This window comes from Altericroceibacterium endophyticum (assembly GCF_009827595.1).
GTDB classification, from domain to species: Bacteria; Pseudomonadota; Alphaproteobacteria; order Sphingomonadales; family Sphingomonadaceae; genus Altericroceibacterium; species Altericroceibacterium endophyticum.
The window spans coordinates 219,927-241,099 of the sequence record NZ_WTYT01000004.1 but is presented as its reverse complement, the minus strand read 5'-3'; the positions used below and the strand labels follow the sequence as shown (position 1 = coordinate 241,099).

At 57.3% G+C, this 21,173-nt stretch carries 18 protein-coding genes; 8 read left to right on the top strand and 10 right to left on the bottom strand.

Translation table 11 applies throughout. The annotated features are described in order from the left end of the window. Window positions 1-8: 8 nt before the first annotated feature. Window positions 9-533 (bottom strand): MarR family winged helix-turn-helix transcriptional regulator, encoded by a 525-nt coding sequence (locus GRI91_RS10335; RefSeq protein WP_202385552.1) that lies wholly within the window; start codon window positions 531-533, stop codon window positions 9-11. A 163-nt stretch (window positions 534-696) separates the two neighbouring features. On the opposite strand from GRI91_RS10335, the gene GRI91_RS10330 reads away from it, so the two are divergent. Then, complete coding sequence (locus tag GRI91_RS10330; RefSeq protein WP_160736593.1) at window positions 697-2,106, top strand: dihydrolipoyl dehydrogenase; 1,410 nt, start codon at window positions 697-699, stop codon at window positions 2,104-2,106. A 52-nt stretch (window positions 2,107-2,158) separates the two neighbouring features. Beyond that, the gene (locus tag GRI91_RS10325) at window positions 2,159-3,247 is read left to right on the top strand and encodes an alkene reductase (RefSeq protein WP_160736592.1); all 1,089 of its coding nucleotides are present in this window, start codon (window positions 2,159-2,161) and stop codon (window positions 3,245-3,247) included. 36 nt (window positions 3,248-3,283) lie between these two features. On the opposite strand, the gene GRI91_RS10320 is transcribed toward GRI91_RS10325, so the two are convergent. Beyond that, on the bottom strand, window positions 3,284-4,222 hold the full coding sequence (locus GRI91_RS10320; RefSeq protein ID WP_160736591.1) for a LysR family transcriptional regulator: 939 nt from the start codon (window positions 4,220-4,222) through the stop codon (window positions 3,284-3,286). 139 nt (window positions 4,223-4,361) lie between these two features. Here GRI91_RS10320 and GRI91_RS10315 point away from each other — a divergent pair, with 139 nt between their 5' ends. Together GRI91_RS10315 and GRI91_RS10310 are read left to right on the top strand one after the other, a co-directional pair. Then, window positions 4,362-6,911 (top strand): TonB-dependent receptor, encoded by a 2,550-nt coding sequence (locus tag GRI91_RS10315; protein WP_160736590.1) that lies wholly within the window; start codon window positions 4,362-4,364, stop codon window positions 6,909-6,911. Window positions 6,912-6,974: 63 nt separating this feature from the next. Then, window positions 6,975-8,387 (top strand): sulfatase family protein, encoded by a 1,413-nt coding sequence (locus GRI91_RS10310; RefSeq protein WP_160736589.1) that lies wholly within the window; start codon window positions 6,975-6,977, stop codon window positions 8,385-8,387. A 121-nt stretch (window positions 8,388-8,508) separates the two neighbouring features. Here GRI91_RS10310 and GRI91_RS10305 read toward each other — a convergent pair whose 3' ends face one another. The 5 genes from GRI91_RS10305 to GRI91_RS10285 all read right to left on the bottom strand — a co-directional run bounded on the left by GRI91_RS10305 (window position 8,509) and on the right by GRI91_RS10285 (window position 15,121). Then, window positions 8,509-10,605 carry a PQQ-dependent dehydrogenase, methanol/ethanol family gene (locus tag GRI91_RS10305; RefSeq protein ID WP_160736588.1) on the bottom strand — a complete coding sequence of 699 codons (2,097 nt, stop codon included), beginning with the start codon at window positions 10,603-10,605 and terminating at the stop codon, window positions 8,509-8,511. Between the two features lie 104 nt (window positions 10,606-10,709). Further along, window positions 10,710-11,675, bottom strand: coding sequence for a TauD/TfdA dioxygenase family protein (locus GRI91_RS10300; protein ID WP_160736587.1), 966 nt, complete (start codon window positions 11,673-11,675; stop codon window positions 10,710-10,712). A 102-nt stretch (window positions 11,676-11,777) separates the two neighbouring features. After that, window positions 11,778-12,662: a kinase gene (locus GRI91_RS10295; protein ID WP_160736586.1), complete on the bottom strand. Its 885-nt coding sequence runs from the start codon at window positions 12,660-12,662 to the stop codon at window positions 11,778-11,780. Between the two features lie 8 nt (window positions 12,663-12,670). Continuing rightward, window positions 12,671-13,657 carry a 2-hydroxyacid dehydrogenase gene (locus tag GRI91_RS10290; protein WP_160736585.1) on the bottom strand — a complete coding sequence of 329 codons (987 nt, stop codon included), beginning with the start codon at window positions 13,655-13,657 and terminating at the stop codon, window positions 12,671-12,673. A gap of 48 nt (window positions 13,658-13,705) precedes the next feature. Next, window positions 13,706-15,121 carry an MFS transporter gene (locus tag GRI91_RS10285; RefSeq protein ID WP_237437790.1) on the bottom strand — a complete coding sequence of 472 codons (1,416 nt, stop codon included), beginning with the start codon at window positions 15,119-15,121 and terminating at the stop codon, window positions 13,706-13,708. Between the two features lie 196 nt (window positions 15,122-15,317). Here GRI91_RS10285 and GRI91_RS10280 point away from each other — a divergent pair, with 196 nt between their 5' ends. Then, a complete protein-coding gene (locus GRI91_RS10280) occupies window positions 15,318-15,830 on the top strand; it encodes a MarR family winged helix-turn-helix transcriptional regulator (protein WP_160736584.1) in 513 nt (170 codons plus the stop codon). A gap of 77 nt (window positions 15,831-15,907) precedes the next feature. Here GRI91_RS10280 and GRI91_RS10275 read toward each other — a convergent pair whose 3' ends face one another. Together GRI91_RS10275 and GRI91_RS10270 are read right to left on the bottom strand one after the other, a co-directional pair. Then, window positions 15,908-17,011, bottom strand: coding sequence for a branched-chain amino acid aminotransferase (locus tag GRI91_RS10275; RefSeq protein ID WP_160736583.1), 1,104 nt, complete (start codon window positions 17,009-17,011; stop codon window positions 15,908-15,910). 565 nt (window positions 17,012-17,576) lie between these two features. After that, window positions 17,577-18,137 carry a hypothetical protein gene (locus GRI91_RS10270; protein ID WP_160736582.1) on the bottom strand — a complete coding sequence of 187 codons (561 nt, stop codon included), beginning with the start codon at window positions 18,135-18,137 and terminating at the stop codon, window positions 17,577-17,579. A gap of 65 nt (window positions 18,138-18,202) precedes the next feature. Here GRI91_RS10270 and GRI91_RS10265 point away from each other — a divergent pair, with 65 nt between their 5' ends. The 3 genes from GRI91_RS10265 (at window position 18,203) to GRI91_RS10255 (ending at window position 19,896) form a co-directional block, all read left to right on the top strand. Continuing rightward, complete coding sequence (locus GRI91_RS10265) at window positions 18,203-18,949, top strand: TlyA family RNA methyltransferase (protein ID WP_160736581.1); 747 nt, start codon at window positions 18,203-18,205, stop codon at window positions 18,947-18,949. Between the two features lie 88 nt (window positions 18,950-19,037). Continuing rightward, window positions 19,038-19,592 (top strand): TspO/MBR family protein, encoded by a 555-nt coding sequence (locus GRI91_RS10260; RefSeq protein ID WP_160736580.1) that lies wholly within the window; start codon window positions 19,038-19,040, stop codon window positions 19,590-19,592. A gap of 49 nt (window positions 19,593-19,641) precedes the next feature. Continuing rightward, the gene (locus GRI91_RS10255) at window positions 19,642-19,896 is read left to right on the top strand and encodes an accessory factor UbiK family protein (RefSeq protein WP_160736579.1); all 255 of its coding nucleotides are present in this window, start codon (window positions 19,642-19,644) and stop codon (window positions 19,894-19,896) included. A gap of 293 nt (window positions 19,897-20,189) precedes the next feature. Here the strand turns inward: GRI91_RS10255 and GRI91_RS10250 are convergent, their stop codons facing one another. Then, window positions 20,190-21,068, bottom strand: a complete 879-nt coding sequence (locus GRI91_RS10250; protein WP_160736578.1) for an OmpA family protein — start codon at window positions 21,066-21,068, stop codon at window positions 20,190-20,192. Between the last annotated feature and the right edge of the window lie 105 nt (window positions 21,069-21,173).

Genomic DNA, 21,173 nt, shown 5'->3' with positions numbered 1-21,173 from the left:
CTCCGCTCTTATTCGGAAAGAGCCTCTTCCTCTGCTGCCGTGGCAGGCGGTGCATCATTCAAGAAAAGTCGGCGCAATGTTATCACGGCCTGATGCAAATCATGCAGATCCGTGGGTGACATCCCGCTACAGCCGATCAGCTTGCCCGGAATGCTCTCTGCATCCTTGCGCAATGCACGGCCTTTGGCGGTCAACCCAATCAGGACGCGCCGCTCATCCGCCTGATCGCGGCGGCGCTCGACAATACCGGCGCTTTCCATCCGTTTGAGCAAGGGGGTCAGCGTGCCGCTATCCAGCATCAGATGTGACCCAATCGTCCCGACCGACAAGGGTGCCTCTTCGGACCACAGGATCAGCATGACGAGATATTGCGGGTATGTGAGGCCGATTTCAGACAGCAGGGGGCGGTAGGCGCGCACCAAAGAATTGCCGGCCACATAGACGGGAAAGCAAATCTGACGGTCAAGCGCCAGCGGATTTCCCTTCGCCAGCCCCTCAAACCACTGATCCACTTCGAGCGTCTCTTTGTCCATAGTTAGCCGCTTAGCAGCACAATTCTGAAGGGACGAGCCTTTACGCGCGAATTCGGGCAACAATCAAATTGTGCGCAATATAATATTGCATGATCGGAAACCGCCCTGCCATTCGGGCGTTGATGAAAGAGATGCTTCAAGCAAACAGGTTCGGGCGGAATATATGACACTTATTGAATGTGATGTTGCCATTATCGGCGCCGGTACCGCAGGTCTGGCGGCGGAGCGCAACGCACGTCATAATGGAGCGACCACCCGGCTGATTGACCCGGAATTTGCAGGCACAGTATGCGCATCGGTTGGCTGTATGCCGTCCAAATTGCTGATCGCTGCGGGTGACAATGCCCATAATGCGCGCAAGTCGGATGTCTTTGGCGTGTCCACCGGTGACATCACGATTGATGGCAAGGCAGTGATGCGCCGCGTCAGGGAAGAACGCGATAAATTCGTGGCTGGCACCCGTCATTCGATTGCCAGGCTGCCAGACGATGTCAAAATTCAGGCGAAAGCGCGCTTCATTTCGCAAACCCGGCTGGCGCTGGACAATGGCGACGAAGTGCAGGCGAGGACCGTCGTGATCGCGACCGGATCGGCCCCTGCCATCCCTGAGCCATTTCAGGGGCTGGGCGATCTGGCGCTGACCAATCAGAACATTTTTGAAATCGAGGATCTGCCGCGCACTCTGGCTGTAATTGGCGGGGGCGCAATTGGTCTGGAACTGGCTCAGGCCATGGCCAGGTTGGGCGTCGAAGTATCGCTGTTCGACCGTGCCGAAACATTGGGGAACGCGCCCTCCGCCGATGTCGAGGCCTCGGCTGGAGAGGTGATGGGCAGAGAGATAGACCTTCATCTGGGTGTCGATGTGACGGCGACCAGGGATGGTGATACCGCGCGGATCGACTGGTCCTCGGGTGAAGATAGCGGCTCGGCCAAATTTGACCGTGTCTTGCTCGCTCTGGGCCGTCCGCCCAATGTGGCGGAGCTGGATTTGGAAAATGCGGATCTGGAACTGGATGACCACGGCGTACCGCGGTTCAATCGGGAAACCATGCAATGCGGCGATGCGCCGGTCTTTATTGCTGGGGACAGCAATGCCGACGTTACCTTGCTGCATGAGGCATCGACGGAAGGGGCGGTGGCCGGGCGCAACGCGGTGGCCTATCCCGCAATCGTGTCATCCTGCCGGACACCCTTCTTTGCGATCACTTTTACCGATCCGCCGCTCGCCGTAATCGGCGACGCCGGAGAAGAAAGCCTGATCGGCTGCGCATCTTACGAAGATCAGGGGCGGGCCAAGGTGGAGGCGCGGGCTGATGGCTGTGTCCGGATTTTTGCATCCGCACCGCACGGCACGATTACCGGTGCTGCCCTGTTTGCCCCCGGAGCCGACCACATGGCGCATTTGCTGATGCTGGCCATTATGGAAGGCAAGACCGCGTCTGAATTACTGGAAATGCCCTTCTATCATCCGACGTTGGAGGAAGGGCTGAAGCCTGCCTTGCGTGACATCTGCAAGGTCACGCCGGTTCCGCTTCCTCAAGATCGTGACAAGGGCGACCCGCCCGGCGCCTGATCAAGCGCATCAGAGCGTTTGCACCCAATCAACATATTGAAGGAATTGCTCAATGAGCGACGTAACAAATTTGTTTAGCCCACTGAAACTCGGGGAGATCGAACTGCCCAATCGTGTCCTGATGGCCCCGCTGACGCGCAATCGCGCGCAGCCGGATGGCTGTGTGAAGGAGATGACGGAGACCTATTATCATCAGCGTGCATCCGCAGGGCTGATCGTTTCCGAAGCGACGCAAATCTCTGACATCGGCAAGGGATATCTGAACACGCCCGGCATCTATACGCAGGATCATGTAGATGCGTGGACGAAAGTGACCGATGCTGTTCATGCAGGGGGCGGGCGCATTTTCTGCCAGCTCTGGCATGTCGGACGGATCAGCCACGTTTCGCTGTTGCCCAGTGGTCAGCAGCCGGTTTCAGCCAGCGCGATTGCCGCCGATACGCAGACTTTTACCGAAAATGGCTTTGAGCAAGTATCCGATCCTGTCGCTCTGGACGCAGATGGCATTCGTGCCACGATTGCGGATTTCAAGCATGCTGCGCAAATGACTCTGAATGCAGGTTTCGACGGGATCGAAGTGCATGCGGCCAATGGCTATCTGCTCGACCAGTTCCTGCAGGATGGCGTCAATCACCGCGAAGATGAATATGGCGGTGCGCTGGAGAACCGGATGCGCCTGCTCAGTGAAGTGCTGGATGAGGTTACGCAAGTGGTCCCGGCGGGCCGGGTTGGCGTGCGTCTGTCACCGCTGGGGCAGGCAAATGACATTTCGGATAGCGACCCCAAAGCTACCTTTGGCAAGGTGTATGAGATGCTTTCTCAGCGTAATCTCGCCTATCTTCACGTGGTTGAATCTTTCCCCGGTGCAGAAGGCGACGCAGAAAGCCGCGCTTTGATCAAACAATTGCGCGGCAAATATACCGGAGTGTATATCGGCAATGGTGGCTACGATGCGAAAAGCGCTGCTGATGCGATCCGGGGCGGTGTGGATGCGGTGGCGTTTGGCCGTCCGTTCATAGCCAATCCCGATCTACCCGAACGTTACCGCCGTAATCTGGAGCTTAATGAGCCCCATCAGGATACGTTCTATGGCGGTGACGAAACCGGCTATACCGATTATCCGTTCGCTGATCGCCCGTAATATCCTGAAATACGATATGCAGCCTTGTACCTGTCCTTATGCCTCAATCGGCAGATAAGGATAGGTCGGGTCGCGGATGACGGTATCGATCAGAAACTGTTCTGCCTCGTCCAGCAAGGCATCCTTTCCCCGGCGCGGGCAATAGCTGACCAGCTTGAAATCGGTAAGCGGCCAGAGCAGCTGAACATTGTCTCGGCTGCTTGAGGGCAGCAGCGGTTCCAGCGTTGGGCCGACCGCCATACCATGCACGATCATCTCAACCATGATGCTGGAAGGCCCTGTTCTGGCGATGATGTTGGAGGGCTTGATCGCATGGCGTGACAATTCTTCCAGAATGACACTTTCGGCCAGCGTATTTTCCGGCGGCAAGACAAAGGGAAGCTTGCGAATTTGTTCGGCAGTCAGAGGCAAGGGCTGGTCTGCAATGAAACGCTTCGCCCCGTAAATGCCAGCGGTGACGTGTGATATCTCGCGGAAATCATTCCCCAATTTCAGGCGCAGGGGGACATGGATCACCGCAATATCATATGTGCTGCTCTGCAATTCATCGACAATCCGATCCGTCGGCACTTTGGAATCAAAGTCCAGGCTGATCTGCGGATTGCGCTGATACAACGCCGCAAGCTGCGGTTTGATATGCGTTTGCATCAGATATTGGCCAGCTAGCACATAAAAGTGGCCCGGGCGCCTGTGAGGGGCAGCGCCGCTGCGCCGATGGGCGGCGAGATTTTGTGCTGCGATCTGAAAATTCTGCAGGTCGGCTAGGAATTCCTCCCCCTTATCTGTCAGGCGGGGGCGTTTTCCGGGGCTTCGATCAAGCAGGCTCAGCCCCATCTGCTCCTCCAGACTGCGCAGTTGATTGCTTACAGACGCCTGCGAAACGCCCAGCATTTCTGCGCAGCGGCGGAAACTGTGCGTTTCACACAGAAGCTTGAAAATCTCGAGCTGACGGAAGGTGAAAGGCCAGGGGGACATAATCAAACGATAATCAAAACATTCAGTAGAGTAAATGTTTAGTCATTCATCCTACATATCTTGCATTGCGTGATCTTTCCAGTGAACATGGGCGCGCAAAAATAGTCCCGAAAAGGGCAAGCAAAAATGGGAGAAGAGAATGACCTTCGTGAGGAAACCGTCACTTGGCGGATCGACCGCTGTGGTCTGGGCACTGGGCGCGCTCGCCGGATTTGGTGCAACGCCTGCGCTGGCCCAGTCGTCCGGCGGCAATGATGACGACATCGCCCAGGTCGATCTTTCGAAAGAAATCGTCGTCACAGCTCAGTTTCGTGAACAGGCTCTGCAGGATACGCCCATTGCCATTACGGCTGTAACCGACGCCCTGCTCGAAGCGCGCAGTCAGACCAATATTGCGGAAGTCGCCAATCAGGCGCCCAGCGTGGCGCTGCGCCCGCAGACGGCCTCCTTCGGCCCCTCCATCAGTGCCTCTATCCGCGGCATGGGCCAATATGACTTCAACCCGCTCGTTGAGCCGGGCGTGGGTCTTTATATCGACGATGTCTATTATCCGCGTCTCACCGGTGCCAATTTCGAATTGCTGGATGTGGAGCGGGTGGAAATCCTTCGCGGGCCGCAAGGCACCCTGACCGGCCGTAACTCCGAAGGCGGCGCGATCAAATTCATTTCCAAGCGGCCTGATGGCACCACGGGTGGATTCGTCTCAGGCACCTATGGCAGCCGTGACCGCGTTAATCTGCGCGGTGCAGTGCAGTTTCCGCTGACCGACACTTTGGCCGCGCGTTTCAGTGGCACCTATGGCCGGCAGGACGGCTATGTGCAGGGCTATGATTATGGCTGCCTGTTTCCGGACAGCGGTGTCCCCACCACGATCGGCGATTCCGATTGCAAGACGCTGGATTTCGGTGATGTGAACTATCACGCCTTCCGCGGTGCGGTGCGCTGGCAGCCCAGCGACCGTGTGGATATCATGCTCAGCGCCGATTATAATGTGGATGATACCAATCAGACCGGCGAGGTGCTGCTCTATGGCGATAACAGCAACCCCAATGTGCTCGCCCCCGGTGGATTGCCGCTCAGCAATGATTTCATATGCGGTCGGTACTGCAATTATACTGATTTTGGCTACGCGGCCGACACGTGGGAAGCTGGCATAATTCCAGCACTGCAAGGGTTGCCTGTCGCGGAAACCCAGATCGACAACCGGTCTTATTTCAAAGGCTGGGGTGTGGCGCTCAATGCTGAATTCGAGCTGTCCGACAGTCTGGCGTTGACGTCCATTACCGCATATCGCGAGTTTAAGTCGGTTTTCAGCAATGATGCCGATGCGTCACCTGCGCGGACCAACCTGACCGAAAGCTATATGGACAGCAATTTCTTCAGTCAGGAATTGCGCCTGAATTTTGAAGTCAATGACATGATAGAAGCCACGGTGGGCGGCTATTATTCCGACGAACTGACGGACAATGATTCCTTCACCGATATTCGCTATATCGCGGCGGGCGGTCTGCCGCTCTATCCGTTGCAGCAGCGCGGCTACAATCCCGTTTCCACCACCAGCAAAGCGGTATTCGGGACGGTCTTCATCCGCCCGACGCCGATGATGACGATCACGCTTGGCACGCGGTATACCGATGAGAAGAAGAGCGTCACTTTGGGACGCCGGACGCTCGACAATTCGGGGGTTAACCCCTTTGTCGATCCCGTTGGCGCGGCATATGGCGAGGGCTATTCCGGCCCCGACACGCTGGATTCGGATAATGATGGCGACACGACGGAAATCGTCACTGCGCTGAATGGCTATTATGGCGAATATAGCGGCGACCGCATCGATTACCGCGCCAGTGTGGATTATCGTTTTTCCGAAAGCTTGCTCGCTTACGCAACCATCTCAACCGGCTTCAAGGGGGGCGGCATCGGCCCGCGGCCCTTCAACGCGTCGCAGGTTCAGCCGTTCGGTCCGGAAGAGCTGACGGCGTATGAGATCGGGCTCAAGACGGACTTCCTCGATGGCCGTGCCCGGCTTAATCTCTCAGGCTATATCAACAAGCTGAGCGGGGCACAGTTGACGCTGCTGTCCTGTCCGCAATTTGGCGGTCCGGGCCCATGTGCCCTGCCGCAGAATGCCGGCGACGCTACGATCAAAGGCTTCGAGGCGGAATTCAATCTCGAACCGGTCGATCATTTCGATATCAACGCTTCGATGTCCTATCTCGACTGGAACTGGGATTGCGTGGTGCCTACCGTGGTGGACAGCACCGCAGCGCCGGGACAAGGCTGTTCTTCCGATCCGATCTACACGACGCGGCTGGCGGCACCATCACGCGGCAGTGCCAAATGGCAGTGGAGCATCGGTGCGCAATATCGCGTGAACCTGGGCACTGCAGGGTCGCTTACCCCGCGGGTCGACGTTTCCTATCAGGGCGAACAGGCCGGTTCGAACACCGAGCCGCTGCCGGGAACGCCATCCGAAGAGTTTGGCACTGTCCCCTCCTACACGCTCACAAACGCGCGGCTGACATGGCGCAATCCGGATGAAGATTTGGAAGTGGCGCTGGAAGTCACCAATGTCTTTGATGAATACTACTTCTCACAGGTTTTCGATCTGACCGGTGCCGGTGGTGGCTTTATCACTGGCGCGCCGGCCCGCCCGCGCGAATGGGCGCTTTCCGTGAAGAAGAAGTTCTGATCTGGCGTGAATGACAGAAGGGGCCGGTCTTCGGGCCGGCCCTCTCGGTAAAGGAATGTACTTATGAATAGCGATTGGCCCGGTACGCTGACCCGGCGCGGAGCAATTGCAGGGGCATTGGGCACTGCCGCCCTGTCCGTTGCAGCCCCAGCGCTGGCTCGCCATCAAGGGAAAAAGCCGAACTTCCTGTTCATCATGGCTGATGATCTGGGGTATTCGGACCTGTCTTGCTACGGCCGCAAGGATTACAAGACGCCCAATCTCGACCGGCTGGCGGGGGAGGGAATGCGCTTCACCCATGCCTATGCCAATAGTGCGGTGTGCTCCGCCACCCGCACGGCGTTGCTGACCGGCCGCTATCAATATCGCCTGCCCGTTGGGCTGGAAGAGCCGCTTGGCCAGCGCAATGTCGGCATGCCTCCGGGGTTCCCGACGCTTCCTTCCTTGCTGAAGGATCGCGGCTATATATCCAGCCTGATCGGCAAATGGCATCTCGGCGGGATGCCGGAATATGGCCCGCTCAAAAGCGGTTATGATGAATTCTGGGGCATCCGCAGCGGCGGTGTCGACTATTTCACCCATAAATACTTCGGTCAGAAGGATTTATGGGATGGTGAAACGCCGGTGGAGGAAGCTGGCTATCTGACAGAATTGCTGACGGATAGAGCTCTGGAAACACTGGATGCCCGGGCACAGGATCAGCAGCCCTTTCTTCTCAGTCTGCACTACACAGCACCGCATTGGCCGTGGGAAGGGCCAGAGGATCAGGCCGAATCCAAGCGACTGGATGAAAGCGAGAACCCGGTTGCCATCATGGATTATGATGGCGGCGATATGGAAACCTACGCCGCGATGGTCACTGCGCTCGACAGCCAGGTAGGCCGGGTGCTGGAGCATCTGAAGCAACGGGGGCTGGCGGATAATACCGTGGTCGTTTTCACCAGCGACAATGGCGGGGAACGCTTTTCCGATGTCTGGCCTTTCACGGGCCGCAAGACCGAATTGCTCGAAGGCGGTTTGCGCATTCCGACGATTGTGCGCTGGCCGGGGGTAACCCAGCCCGGCACGCAGAGCGATCAGCCGATCATGTCGATGGATTGGCTCCCGACCTTTATGGCGGCTGCCGGAACCGAGCCAAATCGGCGTTATCCCAGTGATGGACAGGATATTCGACCCGCGCTCCGAGGAGAAGAATTGCCTGAGCGCACGCTGTTCTGGCGCTTCAAGAACCACGGGCAACAGGCCGCACGGCAAGGGCGCTACAAATATCTGGAGATCGGGGGAAACTCCTTCCTGTTCGACGTTGTCGCCGACCCGTTGGAACGTGCCAATCTGAAAGAGCGTATGCCCGATATCTACGCAGGACTGAAGCAGCAATGGGCCAAGTGGGATGCGGATATGCTGCATGATCCGAACGCCTCCAGCTATGGCTTCACGGGCAAGGTTCTGGCTGACCATTACGGTATCGACAGCTAGGTTGGGGCATTAACTTTTCAGACCTTTTGCCTGGAAGAGAGAAAAGAGAGCCGCTCTGACGTGCGGCTCTCTTTTTTCGTATGGCAGTTCTCGCCCATCCTGAAGCCGGCTTGCTTCGGGGTTACTCTCGTTCCTGCTGCCGGGCCTGTGTGACGACGTAAGCGCGAATGGCTTCGGCTTGGGCGGGGGTGAGATAGTCGGCAAAACTGGCCATGCCATTGGCAGACAGCGCGCCATCCATCACCACTTTGCGCCATGCTCCGGCATCGGTGGCAATGGGCGAGCGGAGCAGGTCAGGGTTGACCGGCCCATTGTGACAAATCACGCAGAAAGTGCCGAACCATTTGCCGCCTTCGGCGAGTTGGGCCTGCGAAAAGCTCTCATCACTGCTGATATAGGGGCGGGGATGTGCTGGTGGTAATGCGGGAAGGCTGGCTTTCCCTCCGAGTTTGAAGGCCAGCAGCATTCCATTGGGCGGCGGCTGACGCATCCAGTTCGTTGTGACCGCCATCCCCATCGAACCGCCATAGCCCGCCAGAACCGCGACATATTGCGTGCCATTGACGCGGTAGGTGGCCGGACCGGCGACAATTCCGCGTTCGACCTGGAATTTCCATAATTCCCGGCCATCGCGCGCATCATAGGCATGGAAGAAGCCCTTCGCATCACCCTGAAAGACCAGATCACCGGCTGTGGCCAGCGTGCCGCCATTCCAGGGCCAGTCACGCTCCACCTTCCATGCGGCTTTCTGCTTCACCGGATCCCACGCGATTAGCCATCCGCGTGATCTCAGTTCTTCTTCGCGTCCGGGCTCGGCACCAATCATGTTGACCCCGGTGTTCCAGCGCCCGGGATGCCGGTCATAATCCTGATTATCCTCCAGCGTGAGCGGCGCATGCATGGCCGGAATATAGACGAGGCCCGTGCGCGGAGAATAACTCATCGGCATCCAGGCATGACCGCCGAGGCCGGAGGGGTAAATCGTATAGGGCTTATCGGCAAAACGCGCCGCAGGGATTTCTACCGGGCGCCCGGTTTCGATATCGATCTTCTCAGCCCAGTTCTGCGGAACATAGGGCTCGGCACTGATCAGTTTCCCATCGCTGCGATCGATGACGTAGAAAAACCCGTTCTTGGGTGCTTGCATCAGGACTTTACGCGGCTTTCCATCAATCGTCAGGTCAGCCAGCGTCATCTGCTGCGTGGCAGTGAAGTCCCATGTCTCGGCAGGATTAACCTGATAATGCCATTTATAGGCGCCCGTATCGGGGTCTAATGCCAGTATCGAACTGAGAAAAAGATTATCCCCTTTTCCATCCGATCGTACACGGTGGTTCCAGGGGGAGCCATTGCCAACGCCGAGAATGATCTGGTCGAATTCAGGGTCATAGACCATCGAATCCCACACGGTTCCGCCGCCGCCCATTTCCCAATAATCGCCGAACCAGGTCTTACCGGCGAATTTCTCGAAGGCGGCATCGGATGCTGCATTGTCGGGGCCATCGGCTGGATTGCCCGGCACGGTATAGAACCGCCAGACTTCCTCACCCGTATCGGTGTCATAGGCGGTCACATAGCCGCGCACGCCCATTTCGGCGCCGCTGTTGCCGATAATGACCTTGTCCTTGAAAACGCGCGGCGCACCGGTGATCGTGTAGGGCTTTTCCTGATCGACCGTGACCCGCGACCACACTTCATCGCCTGTTGCCGCATCGAGCGCGATCAGCCGCCCGTCGATCGTGCCGATGAAGACTTTGCCTTCCCAAACGGCGACGCCGCGATTGACGACATCGCAGCAGGCATGAACAGCCTTGGCCCCGTCCACTTCGGGATCATGCTGCCACACAACTTTGCCGCTGGCTGCATCGACCGCCAGAACCTTGTCCCAGGCAGTGGAAATATACATGATGCCATCGACCACGATCGGCGTTGCTTCCTGACCGCGATTGGTATCGAGTTCGACCGCCCAGGCTAGCGAAAGCTCGCCGACATTAGTCGTATTGATATCGGTGAGCGGGCTGTAGCGCTGTTCATCATAAGTGCGGCCATAGCCCAGCCAATTGTCAGGATCGTCATCGGCCGCCAGCAGACGCTCGGCAGTGACATTGCCGGGGCGATCGCTTTCGGTCGCTGGAGTCTCATTTGATTTTGCTGAACAGCCGGGCAGTATCATCGCCAGCCCGGCCAGCGTCAGTGCACGGCCTGCAAACCCCTTCATTATCTTCTCCCATAAACCGTCCGATTTTCCGGTTCGGCCCTTTTCAGGAAGGAACGTGCCAAGTTCCGCGCATCATGCAAGCATATGTTGCAGGATACGTTTAATCAGGCATTCTGACGCGTTTTCTCATTGTCGCTGCTGGTGCCTGTCAAATCGACCGTTTTGGGAATGGATTTGAAAAGGTCGGTAAAGGGATCATCATCCAGCCGCGCATAGGGCTCCGTCCCCTCGCGCACGGTTGTGCGGCGCATATCGCGGCGTTCATTGTCGTAATCGAAGTCTCCGCCGCGATGCATGCTGCACAGATTGTCCCAGATCACCATGTCTCCGGGGGCGTATTTTACGCTGAACACATATTGTGGCTGGGTGGCGAATTCGATCAGTTCGCGCACGAGAGCGCAGCCCTCTTCATGATCTATCCCCTCAATATCCACCGTATGAGCGGCAATGAACAGTGCCTTGCGGCCTGAACCGGCATGGGTGTGGACTATTGGATGCAGCGCAATCGGCCCTTCATTCACTGTTTCCAGAGGAATATCCGCACCGCCCATTTTTCGCGACCACCAAAGCGAATTGCGGCCCACGAGACCCTCCAGCCGGTCCTTCATGTCTTGCGGCAGATCATCATAGGCGGAGCGAGTATCGGCGAACCATGTCTCGCCGCCTTCTTCCGGCACTTCATGCGCTAGTAGGAGCGAAAGGGAGGAACGCTTGTCCATGAAGGCGCTATCCGTATGCCAGAGGCGATCACCCTTGCGATATGTTTTGGCTGCGGGATCAGTATTGATCTGACCCTCGGCATTGATGTTGCTCGCATCGAAAAGTTCACGGTGATTGAGGCGCGATTTGCCGCCCTTGCGTGCCGGGGCGAGTTCCAGATGCCCGAAATTGCGACTGAAGGCGATATGACCTTCATCATCCAGTCCGGTGTTGCGATAGACGCAAACGCCCCATGTGCTCATCGCCTCAAGCACATCTCGCCGGGCTTTGTCATCCAGCGGCTTGGTCAGATCGAGGCCAGAACATTCCGCGCCGAAGCGGGGCAGGATTGGCTGTATTTTGAGCGACATGGGATATGGCCTTTCTTGCATCTCTCCGCCGACATCAGGCCAGCTGTCTTCGCAACCGGTCCGAATCGTCAGCTCTCATATTAATGTGTACCATACTACGTATTATATTGCCAGAGCATCAGCCCATGGCCCAGATGCTGCGATCGGGGTCTGACTGGCGTCAATTTCAAGCAGCAAATCGGCGCGTGGTGGCAGGTCTTGCAGCATCCAGCGCGTCAGCCGTTCGTAATGGGCAACAAAGCGCCGCAGCTTCGCGTCATCCATTACCGCCGGAGCGAAGGGCTGGCTGGCGGCAAGCTTGGCTTCTTGCATTTTCCGATTGGCAAACACCGCGCTGAAATCCTCAACCTTCAACATGATGAGATGATCGATCTCGGCAAACAGGCGGGCATACGGCCCGGCAAGGGCATCATTCACATGGCGGCGCCAGACAGCATCCGGGTCTTCTTCCTCTTCCAGCTGGTTAATCGGCGTGTCCAGCGCATGGTCCGGTTGGGGCTGCGCACCCACGCACCAACCCTCGAACAAGATGATATCCGCAGGGGCCTCTGTGCGGCGCGTGGCGGCGGAACGATCGTCCTCACTCTTGTCAAAGATGGGCAAGGACACGTCGGCGCCCTCCCGCAAGGCAGCGATCAGCGCAAGGCCCAAATCGGTATCATGCGTGCCCGGCACCCCTCGTGTGGCGAAGAGGGGATGAATCTTCCGCGCCAATATCTGGCGATCCGTCTTTGGCAGATAAAGATCATCCAGCCCCAATGTGACCGCATTGATTCCGCGATCGTTCAGCAGAGCTTCGAGAAAGCGGCAAAGCGTGGATTTTCCGGTCCCCTGTCCACCATTAATGCTGATGACCGGCGCGATTGTCTGGCCTGCCATCCCCGCCAGATGTGCGGCCAGCGGCTGCCACCAATCACGGATGATCGCGTGATAGGTCTCCGGCAGATGTTCCTCTGCGATCAAATCGTCACATAGGCTTCTGGCCATGTGCTCGCTCATTGTGCGGGGGCGGGCAACAGCACTGGATCAGGCAGGGGCTTACCCGAAAGGAAGGCCTCAACATTGGCCAGCGCCTTCATCCCCATGGCAATTCGGGTTTCATTCGTCGCGCTGCCCAGATGCGGCAGCAAGACGACGTTTTCGAGCTTGGTCAGCCCCTTTGGAATGCTCGGTTCCTCGGGATAAACATCAAGTCCGGCGCCTGCGATCAATTTGTTCTCCAACGCGTTGGTCAGGGCAGTGTGATCGACAACTTCTCCTCTGGCAGTATTCACCAGATAGGCATGGGGGCGCATGGATTTGAGCGCAGTGGAATCAATCAAATGCCGTGTTTCCGCGCCGCCCGGCACATGCAGCGATACCGCATCAGAGATGCGCAGGAGGCTGTGCAGATTCTCGTGAAACTGCGCCTGATATCGCTGCGCTATCTCTGGCTCCGCCTCGCGCCGGCCATAATAGGCAATTTTCATGCCGAAGCCGTGATGCGCGCGCCGGGCGACAGCTTGCGCGATCCGTCCGAAACCGACCAGACCAAGTGTCTTGCCGGCAAGCGATGCGCCCATGAGATGCGTCGGGCGCCACCCGGTCCATTTGCCGGCCCGCAATTCCCGTTCTCCCTCACCCGCACGTCTGGCGGCCATCAACAGCAAGGTGAAAGCGATATCGGCGGTGGCTTGGGTGAGGACGCCCGGCGTATTGCTGACGGCGACCCCGCGCGACTTGGCAGCGCTCAGATCAATATGATCGAAGCCAACCCCATAATTGGCGATCAGTTTTACCTTGGGAGCCTCGCCGATCACCTCCGCATCAATGCGGTCGGAAACGGTGGGGCAGAGGATGTCCACCTCGCGCATCGCCTCAGCCAGTTGCTTCTGGCTCATCGGTTGATCATTTTCATTGAAGATGACGTCAAATTCCGCGGCCATTGCGCGTTCGACATGCGCCGGCCAGCGCCGGGTGAGCAGAATACGAGGTGAGGACATGTTTACTCCGTTAATCTCGAGCCACTCGCCGCGAAGCGGAGAATGGGCTTATTGGGCGGCAGCCTGCAATGCGGATTGTTCTTCCGTTTCGACCAGGTCGGTCTCGTTTTCCTGACCCCAATGCGCAATACGGGATAGTAACAGGAGGCTGATTCCGGAAACGAGCGGAGCGACCGCGACAATCGCAAACGCCTGCTTCACCGGCAGGCCACCTGCCAGCATATATCCGGCGATCACAGGCGCGGAAATAGAGCCTATTTTTGCTATGGATGTTGCCCAGCCTGCACCATTCGCGCGGAACTGGCTGGGGTAAAATACACCGGCAATGGAATGCAGCCCGAAATGCATGCCGCCGATCATGGTCATGGAGGCGAGAGACAAGGCGACGAAAATCGTCAGCGTGGTGTCATATGTGCCCATGATCCATAAAATAGGCGCCGCAAGCAGCGGAAGGCCTGCAATCGCTATCGGACCATAGCGATCGGTGAAGCGCATCAGCCCGAGTCCCGCGGCGGACCCCACGATTGATGAGGCGGAGGACAAATAGGCAATTTCCGTCCGGGTCAGGCCCACATCTTCAAAGATGGTCGGCCCCCAGGTCGCCTTGAAATAAACCGCCATCGAACTGCCGATATAGGCCAGCCACAAGAGGGGGGTAATGGCCGCCAGCTTGCCGGAGAACAGCGCCGAGATGCGGAAGCGCTCCTGATCGCCTGCGGGCCCGGTTTCATCCGAACAATAGATCGTATCGCTGGTGCGTGCTTCGAGATGCGGCGCGATTTTTTGTAGGGCCGCGACGACCTTGTCCTTCGCCTTACCTTTCAGTGTCAGATAGCGGGCGGATTCGGGCAGGCTCAAGAACAGGATGAAACACAGGAACAGCGTCAGTATGCCGCTGGCGATGAAGACGGTGTGCCATCCATAATGGGGCGCGATCCAGTCTGTTATCGGCCCCGCCAAGGCGCCGCCCAATGTGTAACCCATCATCACCACGGTGACGACGGTGGCGCGATAGGCGCGCGGTGCGAATTCGATATTCAGCGTCCAGATCAGCGGCAGCAATCCGCCCAGCATGATGCCATTCAGAAAACGCAGCACGGTGAGAGAGGCATAATCGGGCGCAAGTCCCATGCCGATCGCTGTCAGCCCAAACCCGGCGACCGAGACCAGAATAGCAGGGCGGCGGCCGATCCGGTCTCCGATCCAGCCAAAGGCAAAGCCGCCCACCATCGCGCCAAAAATACCCCAGCCGAAAAGATTGCCGATCTGTACCTGATCGAGTCCGAAATCGTCGCGCAAATAGGATGCGACGAAGGACAGGACGAGCATGTCAAACCCGTCAAAAAACGTCACGATGCAGGATATGACCACAAGGGTCGCGGTGAACCGACCGGGTTTTTGTTCTTCAATCGCTTTCGCCAGATCAATCCGGCGACCAGTGTTGTCGCTTTGCTGTGTGCCCAATGCACGCACTCCCAATCATCTCCCCGCGCAATTTTGCGTCGGACCGTTCATTCATGAACCTTTTACAATTATGTAGCATGGTACTTTATAGTCAACACTCGCCGGGCGCTTTATTGTGCGTGCCGTGATGTCAGGCGAGTTGTTCGAGAAGCAAGGCTGGTTTACAGGGAGCGTAATAAGGAGCTTTTCGGAACTCATGTCGCAACACGATAACCAAGATGATGCCCGCTTTGATAATTGGGCTGTCAATTTCAATGATTATTATCACCAGGGATCACGGGTCGAAGCTGAATTTCTCTTCAGCCGCAATCTCATCATCGCGGCCCGCCGCTGGACGTCTTATATTGACGAAGCCATTCGGGCCAAGACCGGCCATAGCCGCGCACATTGGCAGACCTTGTTCGGTATTGCCTTTGCCGAAACACCCGTGACGACGCTGGATTTGTCGGAACGAATGGGCGTTCAATGGCCCTCGCTTGTGCGGACCCTGAATGAACTGGAAAGCAAGGCGCTTATCCGGCGCTGGAAAAATCCGGAGGATCGGCGCTCACGTCTGGTGGAAATCACGGATAACGGCCGCGAAGCCCTGGCTGACGTAAAAGAAGTTCTCGATCCCAAACGGCATGAACTCTTTGCCGACTTTGAAGAAGACGAACTGCGCGTCGCCACGGAGCTGATGGAGCGGCTCTATAAGAAGATGGAACGCTGAAGAAACAATAGGCGGCGGGGGCTATAAAAGCTCTCACCGCCTATGGTAATTTTTTGGCGTAGTTCAGGCGGTTGAGCTTAGGCTATTTTGGTCACCCAGCCATGCTGGTCTGCGGCGGTGCCACGCTGAATTCCGACCAGTTTTTCCCGCAATTTCGATGTCAGCTGGCCGGGGCCACCACTTCCGATCGTGAACTCACCGTCATGGCCTGCAACATGCCCGACCGGAGTCACCACGGCTGCGGTGCCGCAGGCGAAGGTTTCCAGCAGTTTGCCACTGGCGGCATCATCGCGCCATTGATCGATGCTGTAGCGTTCCTCCCGAACTGTCAGCTCTTCCTCACGGGCGAGCGTCAGGAGGCTGTCGCGCGTAATTCCCGGCAGGATCGTGCCACTGAGGGGCGGGGTGATCAGCGTGCCGTCGTTCATGACGAAGAACAGGTTCATGCCGCCCAGTTCTTCAATCCATTTATGTTCGGCTGCGTCCAGGAAAACCACCTGATCATGGCCGCGTTCAATGGCTTCCGCCTGCGGGACCAGGCTGGCGGCATAATTGCCACCGCATTTTGCCGCGCCTGTACCGCCGGGCGCGGCACGTGTGTAATCGCTGCTGACCCAGATAGAGACTGCCGGCACACCGGATTTGAAATAATTGCCGGCGGGGCTGGCAATCACGAGAAACTTATATTGCTTGGCCGGACGCACGCCCAGAAATGGTTCTGAGGCAAACATGAAAGGCCGCAGATAAAGCGAGCCGCCTTCAACGGAAGGAAACCAGTCCTTATCAACCAGCACAAGTTGCCGAACTGCTTCGACGAACATGTCCTCGGGCATTTCCGGCATGGCCAGCCGGCGCGCCGATTGGTTGAAGCGGCGGGCATTCTCTTCCGGACGGAACAGCGCCATGCTGCCATCTGTCAGCTTATAGGCTTTCAGACCTTCAAAAATTTCCTGCGCATAGTGGAGCACTGCCGTTGCCGGATCGAGCGCGATCGGCTGGCGCGGGCCCACGACGGCATCATGCCAACCTTTGCCTTCGCTCCATTCCACCGACACCATATGATCGGAGAATATCGTTCCAAATCCGGGATCGGCCAATGCCTGATCACGGCTGGCACCCGGCACAGGAGCAGGGTGGGGGATCTGATTGAAAACAAGGGCTGATTCGGCACTGCCGGACATTTTGGGAATCCCTACCTAATTTGAACTCAGGCCAGATGACATAAAATTTCGCATCGGGCAATATGAGCGACATAAATGGAAAGCCTGCGCAGCGCAGGATTCAGTTCATGCTGGTGGCGTAGCGGGGGAAAGGGGCAAGAGGCAAATCCCATGTTGTGCCAGGGCATAATCGGGAAATGAGAAAGGCCGCTCCTGGCCCGTGGCAGGAACGGCCTTTCGCATGGTCAGCGGCCGGAGTGCCGCTCACGAAGCCTTTATCGCCTCACTCAGTTTTGACGATAATGCTCCGCACGGAAACTCGCCGACCTCTCTGCTGGACCATGAGACATCGGATCACCTCCTTTCGCGCTTTTAGAGCCAAGACCCAGCCGCTTCACCGGGGGCCAAGACCGCGTTCACCGCTGGCCTTGTGCTTATGTTTCATCCCTTTACCGCGCGAAGACAAGGCTTGAAATATTGTTTTTTCACGTCAGAATTGATCGCTCCGGCCCAAATCCGCGCCAATGCGTTTTTAGTGCCGGAGCAATTCACCATATCGCTGGATAAGATCCGCCTGCTGCGCGGCTTAGCGGCAATCCTCAATCACCCGGGTGATCTCTGGCCATGCGGGCAGATAGAGTGTCGGTTCGCCCGGCGCCTCAAGTGCGAAGCGGCCTTTGCTGAAGGCGATCGCTTCAAGAAAGGGATCGCGCGCATTGAGGCGCATGGCGAGATAAGGCGGCGTTCCGCCAGTCGGTACGGCTTCTACCAGACGCTCTTGGGTCTCGGTCAGCACATTCACCGGCACTGGGCCAGTTGCTTGTCCGGTGCGGGACAGGGTGAGTGTCTGGTTTGATCGATTGCAGCTGAAGACAGCGAGCGGGGAGCCTGAAACAGGACCGAACAAGGCGGTCGATCCGGCCGCATTGCTGCGATAGCTCCAGTCACCTGGTGTTTGCGGTGCATCCATCCAGTTTTCATAGGTCGGTGTGGGTTCCGGCAAAGGCGGGGGCGCAGGCGTGGGGGCAGGTGCGGGCGGCGGTGCCACAGGTTCGGGGGCCGATGGCACGCAGGCGGACAGCACCGCAGCGCTGAGCACGAGCGTCGACAATGCGGAAAAGCGGGCAGTGAAATGGTTTTGTTTCATATGCGGTGTTCTTTGGCCTTTGCGTGGCGCTGGCTCAAGCAGCTTTTGGGCGCTATGGGCTCCCCATGGCAAAACAACGCATTGATCAGCTGCTTGTGTCCCGTGGATATGTGGAAAGCCGGGCACGGGCGCAGGCCATGTTGATGGCGGGTCTCGTCTATATCGGGGATCGCAAGATCGAAAAGGCCGGGCAGCAGGTGGCCGAAGATGCCGATATCGACGTGCGGGGCCGCGATCACCCTTGGGTTTCGCGCGGCGGGTTGAAGCTGGCCCATGCCATTGAACATTTTGATCTCGACCCGGCTGATGCAGTGGCGATGGACATTGGCAGCTCCACCGGCGGTTTCACCGATGTGCTGCTGCAAAAGGGTGCGCGTCACGTGTTCGCCGTGGATTCGGGCACCAATCAGCTTGCCTGGAAATTGCGGCAGGATGACCGGGTGACGGTGCTGGAAAAGACCAGCGCACGAATTCTCACCCCCGACCATATTACGATGGGCTGCAATTGGGTGGTCTGTGACGCCAGCTTTATCGGGCTGCAGAAGGTGCTGGAGGTTCCGTTACAGCTGGCCGCGGCGGAATGCCGCCTTGTGGCGCTGATCAAACCGCAGTTTGAAGTGGGCCGCGGCGAAGTCGGTAAAGGCGGTGTGGTGCGAGATCCAGCCCTGCATGCGCGCGTTTGTGAGGAAACCCGTCTATGGGTCGAAGCAGGCGGCTGGAGCGTTCAGGGCATCGTCGAAAGTCCAATTACCGGGCCGGAGGGGAATGTCGAATTTCTCATTTCCGCGTCGCGCCATGCTACTTCTGACTGAGCGATAACGCCGTTCCGGTTGTTTTGGACCATTGCGCGGATCACGGGCTGCGGTCACTATCGTTCCAGTCGAATCGACAGGAGCGTCTATGAATCGTCTCGCTTCCCCCAAGCAACTGCGCGCCAGCTTCTTTCGCTGGTTGCTTTTTCTGGTGCCGGCTGTTGTTCTCTTGGGATTCCTGTCGGGGCAGGCCTCTGGCAGTGCAGCGGACAATCCGTGGTTTTCAGAGCTGCAAAAACCGGACCTGTTCCCGCCGCCCGCGACATTCGGGATAGTCTGGTCGATCCTCTACATAATGATGGGCGTTTCTTTCGCTTTCATCTGTTCAGCGTGGGGCGCACGGCTGCGCGGCTGGGCCATTGCGGCCTTTCTGGTGCAACTGGCTCTGAATCTTGCATGGTCGCCTTTGTTTTTTGCGGCCCATCAGATCACCTATGCGCAATATCTGTTGTTCGCGATTGATGTGATGGTGCTGGTGACGCTGATATTGTTCTGGAAAATACGCGTCGCTGCGGGAATTCTGCTGGTGCCCTATCTTGCCTGGGTACTGTTTGCCACGGTCTTGAATTGGCAGTTTATGCAGCTCAACCCCCATGCCGACGGGAAACAGATCTCAAATAATGTAGAGCGCGTGGAGCTGTAGGCGTGAAAGCCCTCTTGTCGATTCTGCAAATCGAGGCCACATAGGAGCTATGCAAAGCCAGAATCCCCTTATCGCCGATTTCGTGAAGCTCGCTAACAGCGCGGCCGGTACTTTTGCCGGTATGACCCGTGAAGCACGGGAAACCGCGCGTGAACGGATGAAAGAAGGTTTTGGTGGATTCGACTTCGTCTCGCGTGAAGAATTTGACGCCGTAAAAGACATGGCCGCCAAGGCACGCGAAGAAAATGAAAAGGTCTCAGCCAAACTGGCAGAGCTGGAAGCCAAGCTCGCCTCCAAAGACTGATGCCCTAAATTACGGGATTGCCGCGCTGATATCGCCGGAAGTCCTGCTGGATAGGCCTACAAGCCCCTGTAACTTCCCTAAGTGCTTTGGGGTTAAAGGTGCGCGCCTTGTTCACGCGCTGAGCTCAAGCCATTTATGGCAGTATCAAGGTCTTTGGACCTGATGCCAGATTCTTGCGTTCGATTGGGCACATTTGCTTGCCCATTCCGCGCGGTTTTGTTCAGCTCAGAACAGTCTGGCCAAGGGTAAATTTAAGATGCGGGGCGGGCACGATACCCACCCCGCACATCGTCTTACAAACCGTCAAGGCCTTTGCTGACCAAAACATTCACTGTTACGCGGCGGTTCTGTGCCTTGCCTTCGGGCGTATCATTGCTGGCGAGCGGATCCGCTTCAGCCATCCCGGTCGGGGTCAGCATGCGATAGGGCTTCCAGCCGCAGGCCTGCTGCAGATAATTGACAACCCGGCCAGCCCGTTTTTCGCTCAATGCCTGATTGACTTCGAGGCTGCCGGTGGAATCGGTGTAGCCTACGACGAGCAGCAGAGCATTATCCATCTGGTCTGCTTCGCTGGCGGTGGCGCATAGCGCGTTTTTCGCCATCGGCGACAGATTGTATTTACCTGTGTCGAAATGCACATCGGTAGTGCTCTTGACGTTATATTTGTCGATGTCGCCCATCCGGCCGCGCAGAGCTTCCGTTGCTGCAGTCTGTTCGGCGAAGCGTTGATTGGTGCCGTTGTGAATCATCGATGCGACTTTGAGATCTTTGTTCTTCAAGTCGATCTTGGATGCGACCAGGCCGCCATTCCATTGCATCGTTTCGACCGAGACGGGAATACCGTTCAGAAGTTCATCAGTTGCCAGTTTGTCTGTATTCAGTCCCAGAAATCCGCCGCGGGCCTTGATCTGGGTATCATCAGTGAGTGCGATGATGGTGTTGGTGCCGTCGGAACTGGTGATTTGCAGCTTGTCGGCGCTGCGTGCAGAAATAATGCCCTCAATTTCCGGTCCTTCGGTCATTTCCGCCTCATCGGGCAGCTGCTCGCCATAAACCGTTGTTGATGTTTCACCCTCATAGTCTTCCTGAGCCTGGGCAGTCGCGACTGACATCGGCGTTGCCAGCATGGCCATCAGCATCAGAACTTTTGAATTATTGGAAACGGCATTCATTAACGCTCTCCTTCAATTTTAAACAACCGGTCTTCACTGTGCGACACAATCCGTTCGATCGCTGTGTGAGATAGCCAATGGCTTTCCGGCAAATTTGTTTCATTC

What these genes read in the sequence shown, in the direction of transcription:
- GRI91_RS10260 (WP_160736580.1), top strand. Translation starts at nt 19,038, where the DNA reads ATGAATCGTCTCGCTTCCCCCAAGCAACTGCGCGCCAGCTTCTTTCGC.
- GRI91_RS10300 (WP_160736587.1), bottom strand. Translation starts at nt 11,675, where the DNA reads ATGTCGCTCAAAATACAGCCAATCCTGCCCCGCTTCGGCGCGGAATGT.
- GRI91_RS10270 (WP_160736582.1), bottom strand. Translation starts at nt 18,137, where the DNA reads ATGAAACAAAACCATTTCACTGCCCGCTTTTCCGCATTGTCGACGCTC.
- GRI91_RS10335 (WP_202385552.1), bottom strand. Translation starts at nt 533, where the DNA reads ATGGACAAAGAGACGCTCGAAGTGGATCAGTGGTTTGAGGGGCTGGCG.
- GRI91_RS10295 (WP_160736586.1), bottom strand. Translation starts at nt 12,662, where the DNA reads ATGGCCAGAAGCCTATGTGACGATTTGATCGCAGAGGAACATCTGCCG.
- GRI91_RS10255 (WP_160736579.1), top strand. Translation starts at nt 19,642, where the DNA reads ATGCAAAGCCAGAATCCCCTTATCGCCGATTTCGTGAAGCTCGCTAAC.
- GRI91_RS10265 (WP_160736581.1), top strand. Translation starts at nt 18,203, where the DNA reads ATGGCAAAACAACGCATTGATCAGCTGCTTGTGTCCCGTGGATATGTG.
- GRI91_RS10275 (WP_160736583.1), bottom strand. Translation starts at nt 17,011, where the DNA reads ATGTCCGGCAGTGCCGAATCAGCCCTTGTTTTCAATCAGATCCCCCAC.
- GRI91_RS10305 (WP_160736588.1), bottom strand. Translation starts at nt 10,605, where the DNA reads ATGAAGGGGTTTGCAGGCCGTGCACTGACGCTGGCCGGGCTGGCGATG.
- GRI91_RS10320 (WP_160736591.1), bottom strand. Translation starts at nt 4,222, where the DNA reads ATGTCCCCCTGGCCTTTCACCTTCCGTCAGCTCGAGATTTTCAAGCTT.
- GRI91_RS10290 (WP_160736585.1), bottom strand. Translation starts at nt 13,657, where the DNA reads ATGTCCTCACCTCGTATTCTGCTCACCCGGCGCTGGCCGGCGCATGTC.
- GRI91_RS10310 (WP_160736589.1), top strand. Translation starts at nt 6,975, where the DNA reads ATGAATAGCGATTGGCCCGGTACGCTGACCCGGCGCGGAGCAATTGCA.
- GRI91_RS10325 (WP_160736592.1), top strand. Translation starts at nt 2,159, where the DNA reads ATGAGCGACGTAACAAATTTGTTTAGCCCACTGAAACTCGGGGAGATC.
- GRI91_RS10280 (WP_160736584.1), top strand. Translation starts at nt 15,318, where the DNA reads ATGTCGCAACACGATAACCAAGATGATGCCCGCTTTGATAATTGGGCT.
- GRI91_RS10315 (WP_160736590.1), top strand. Translation starts at nt 4,362, where the DNA reads ATGACCTTCGTGAGGAAACCGTCACTTGGCGGATCGACCGCTGTGGTC.
- GRI91_RS10330 (WP_160736593.1), top strand. Translation starts at nt 697, where the DNA reads ATGACACTTATTGAATGTGATGTTGCCATTATCGGCGCCGGTACCGCA.
- GRI91_RS10250 (WP_160736578.1), bottom strand. Translation starts at nt 21,068, where the DNA reads ATGAATGCCGTTTCCAATAATTCAAAAGTTCTGATGCTGATGGCCATG.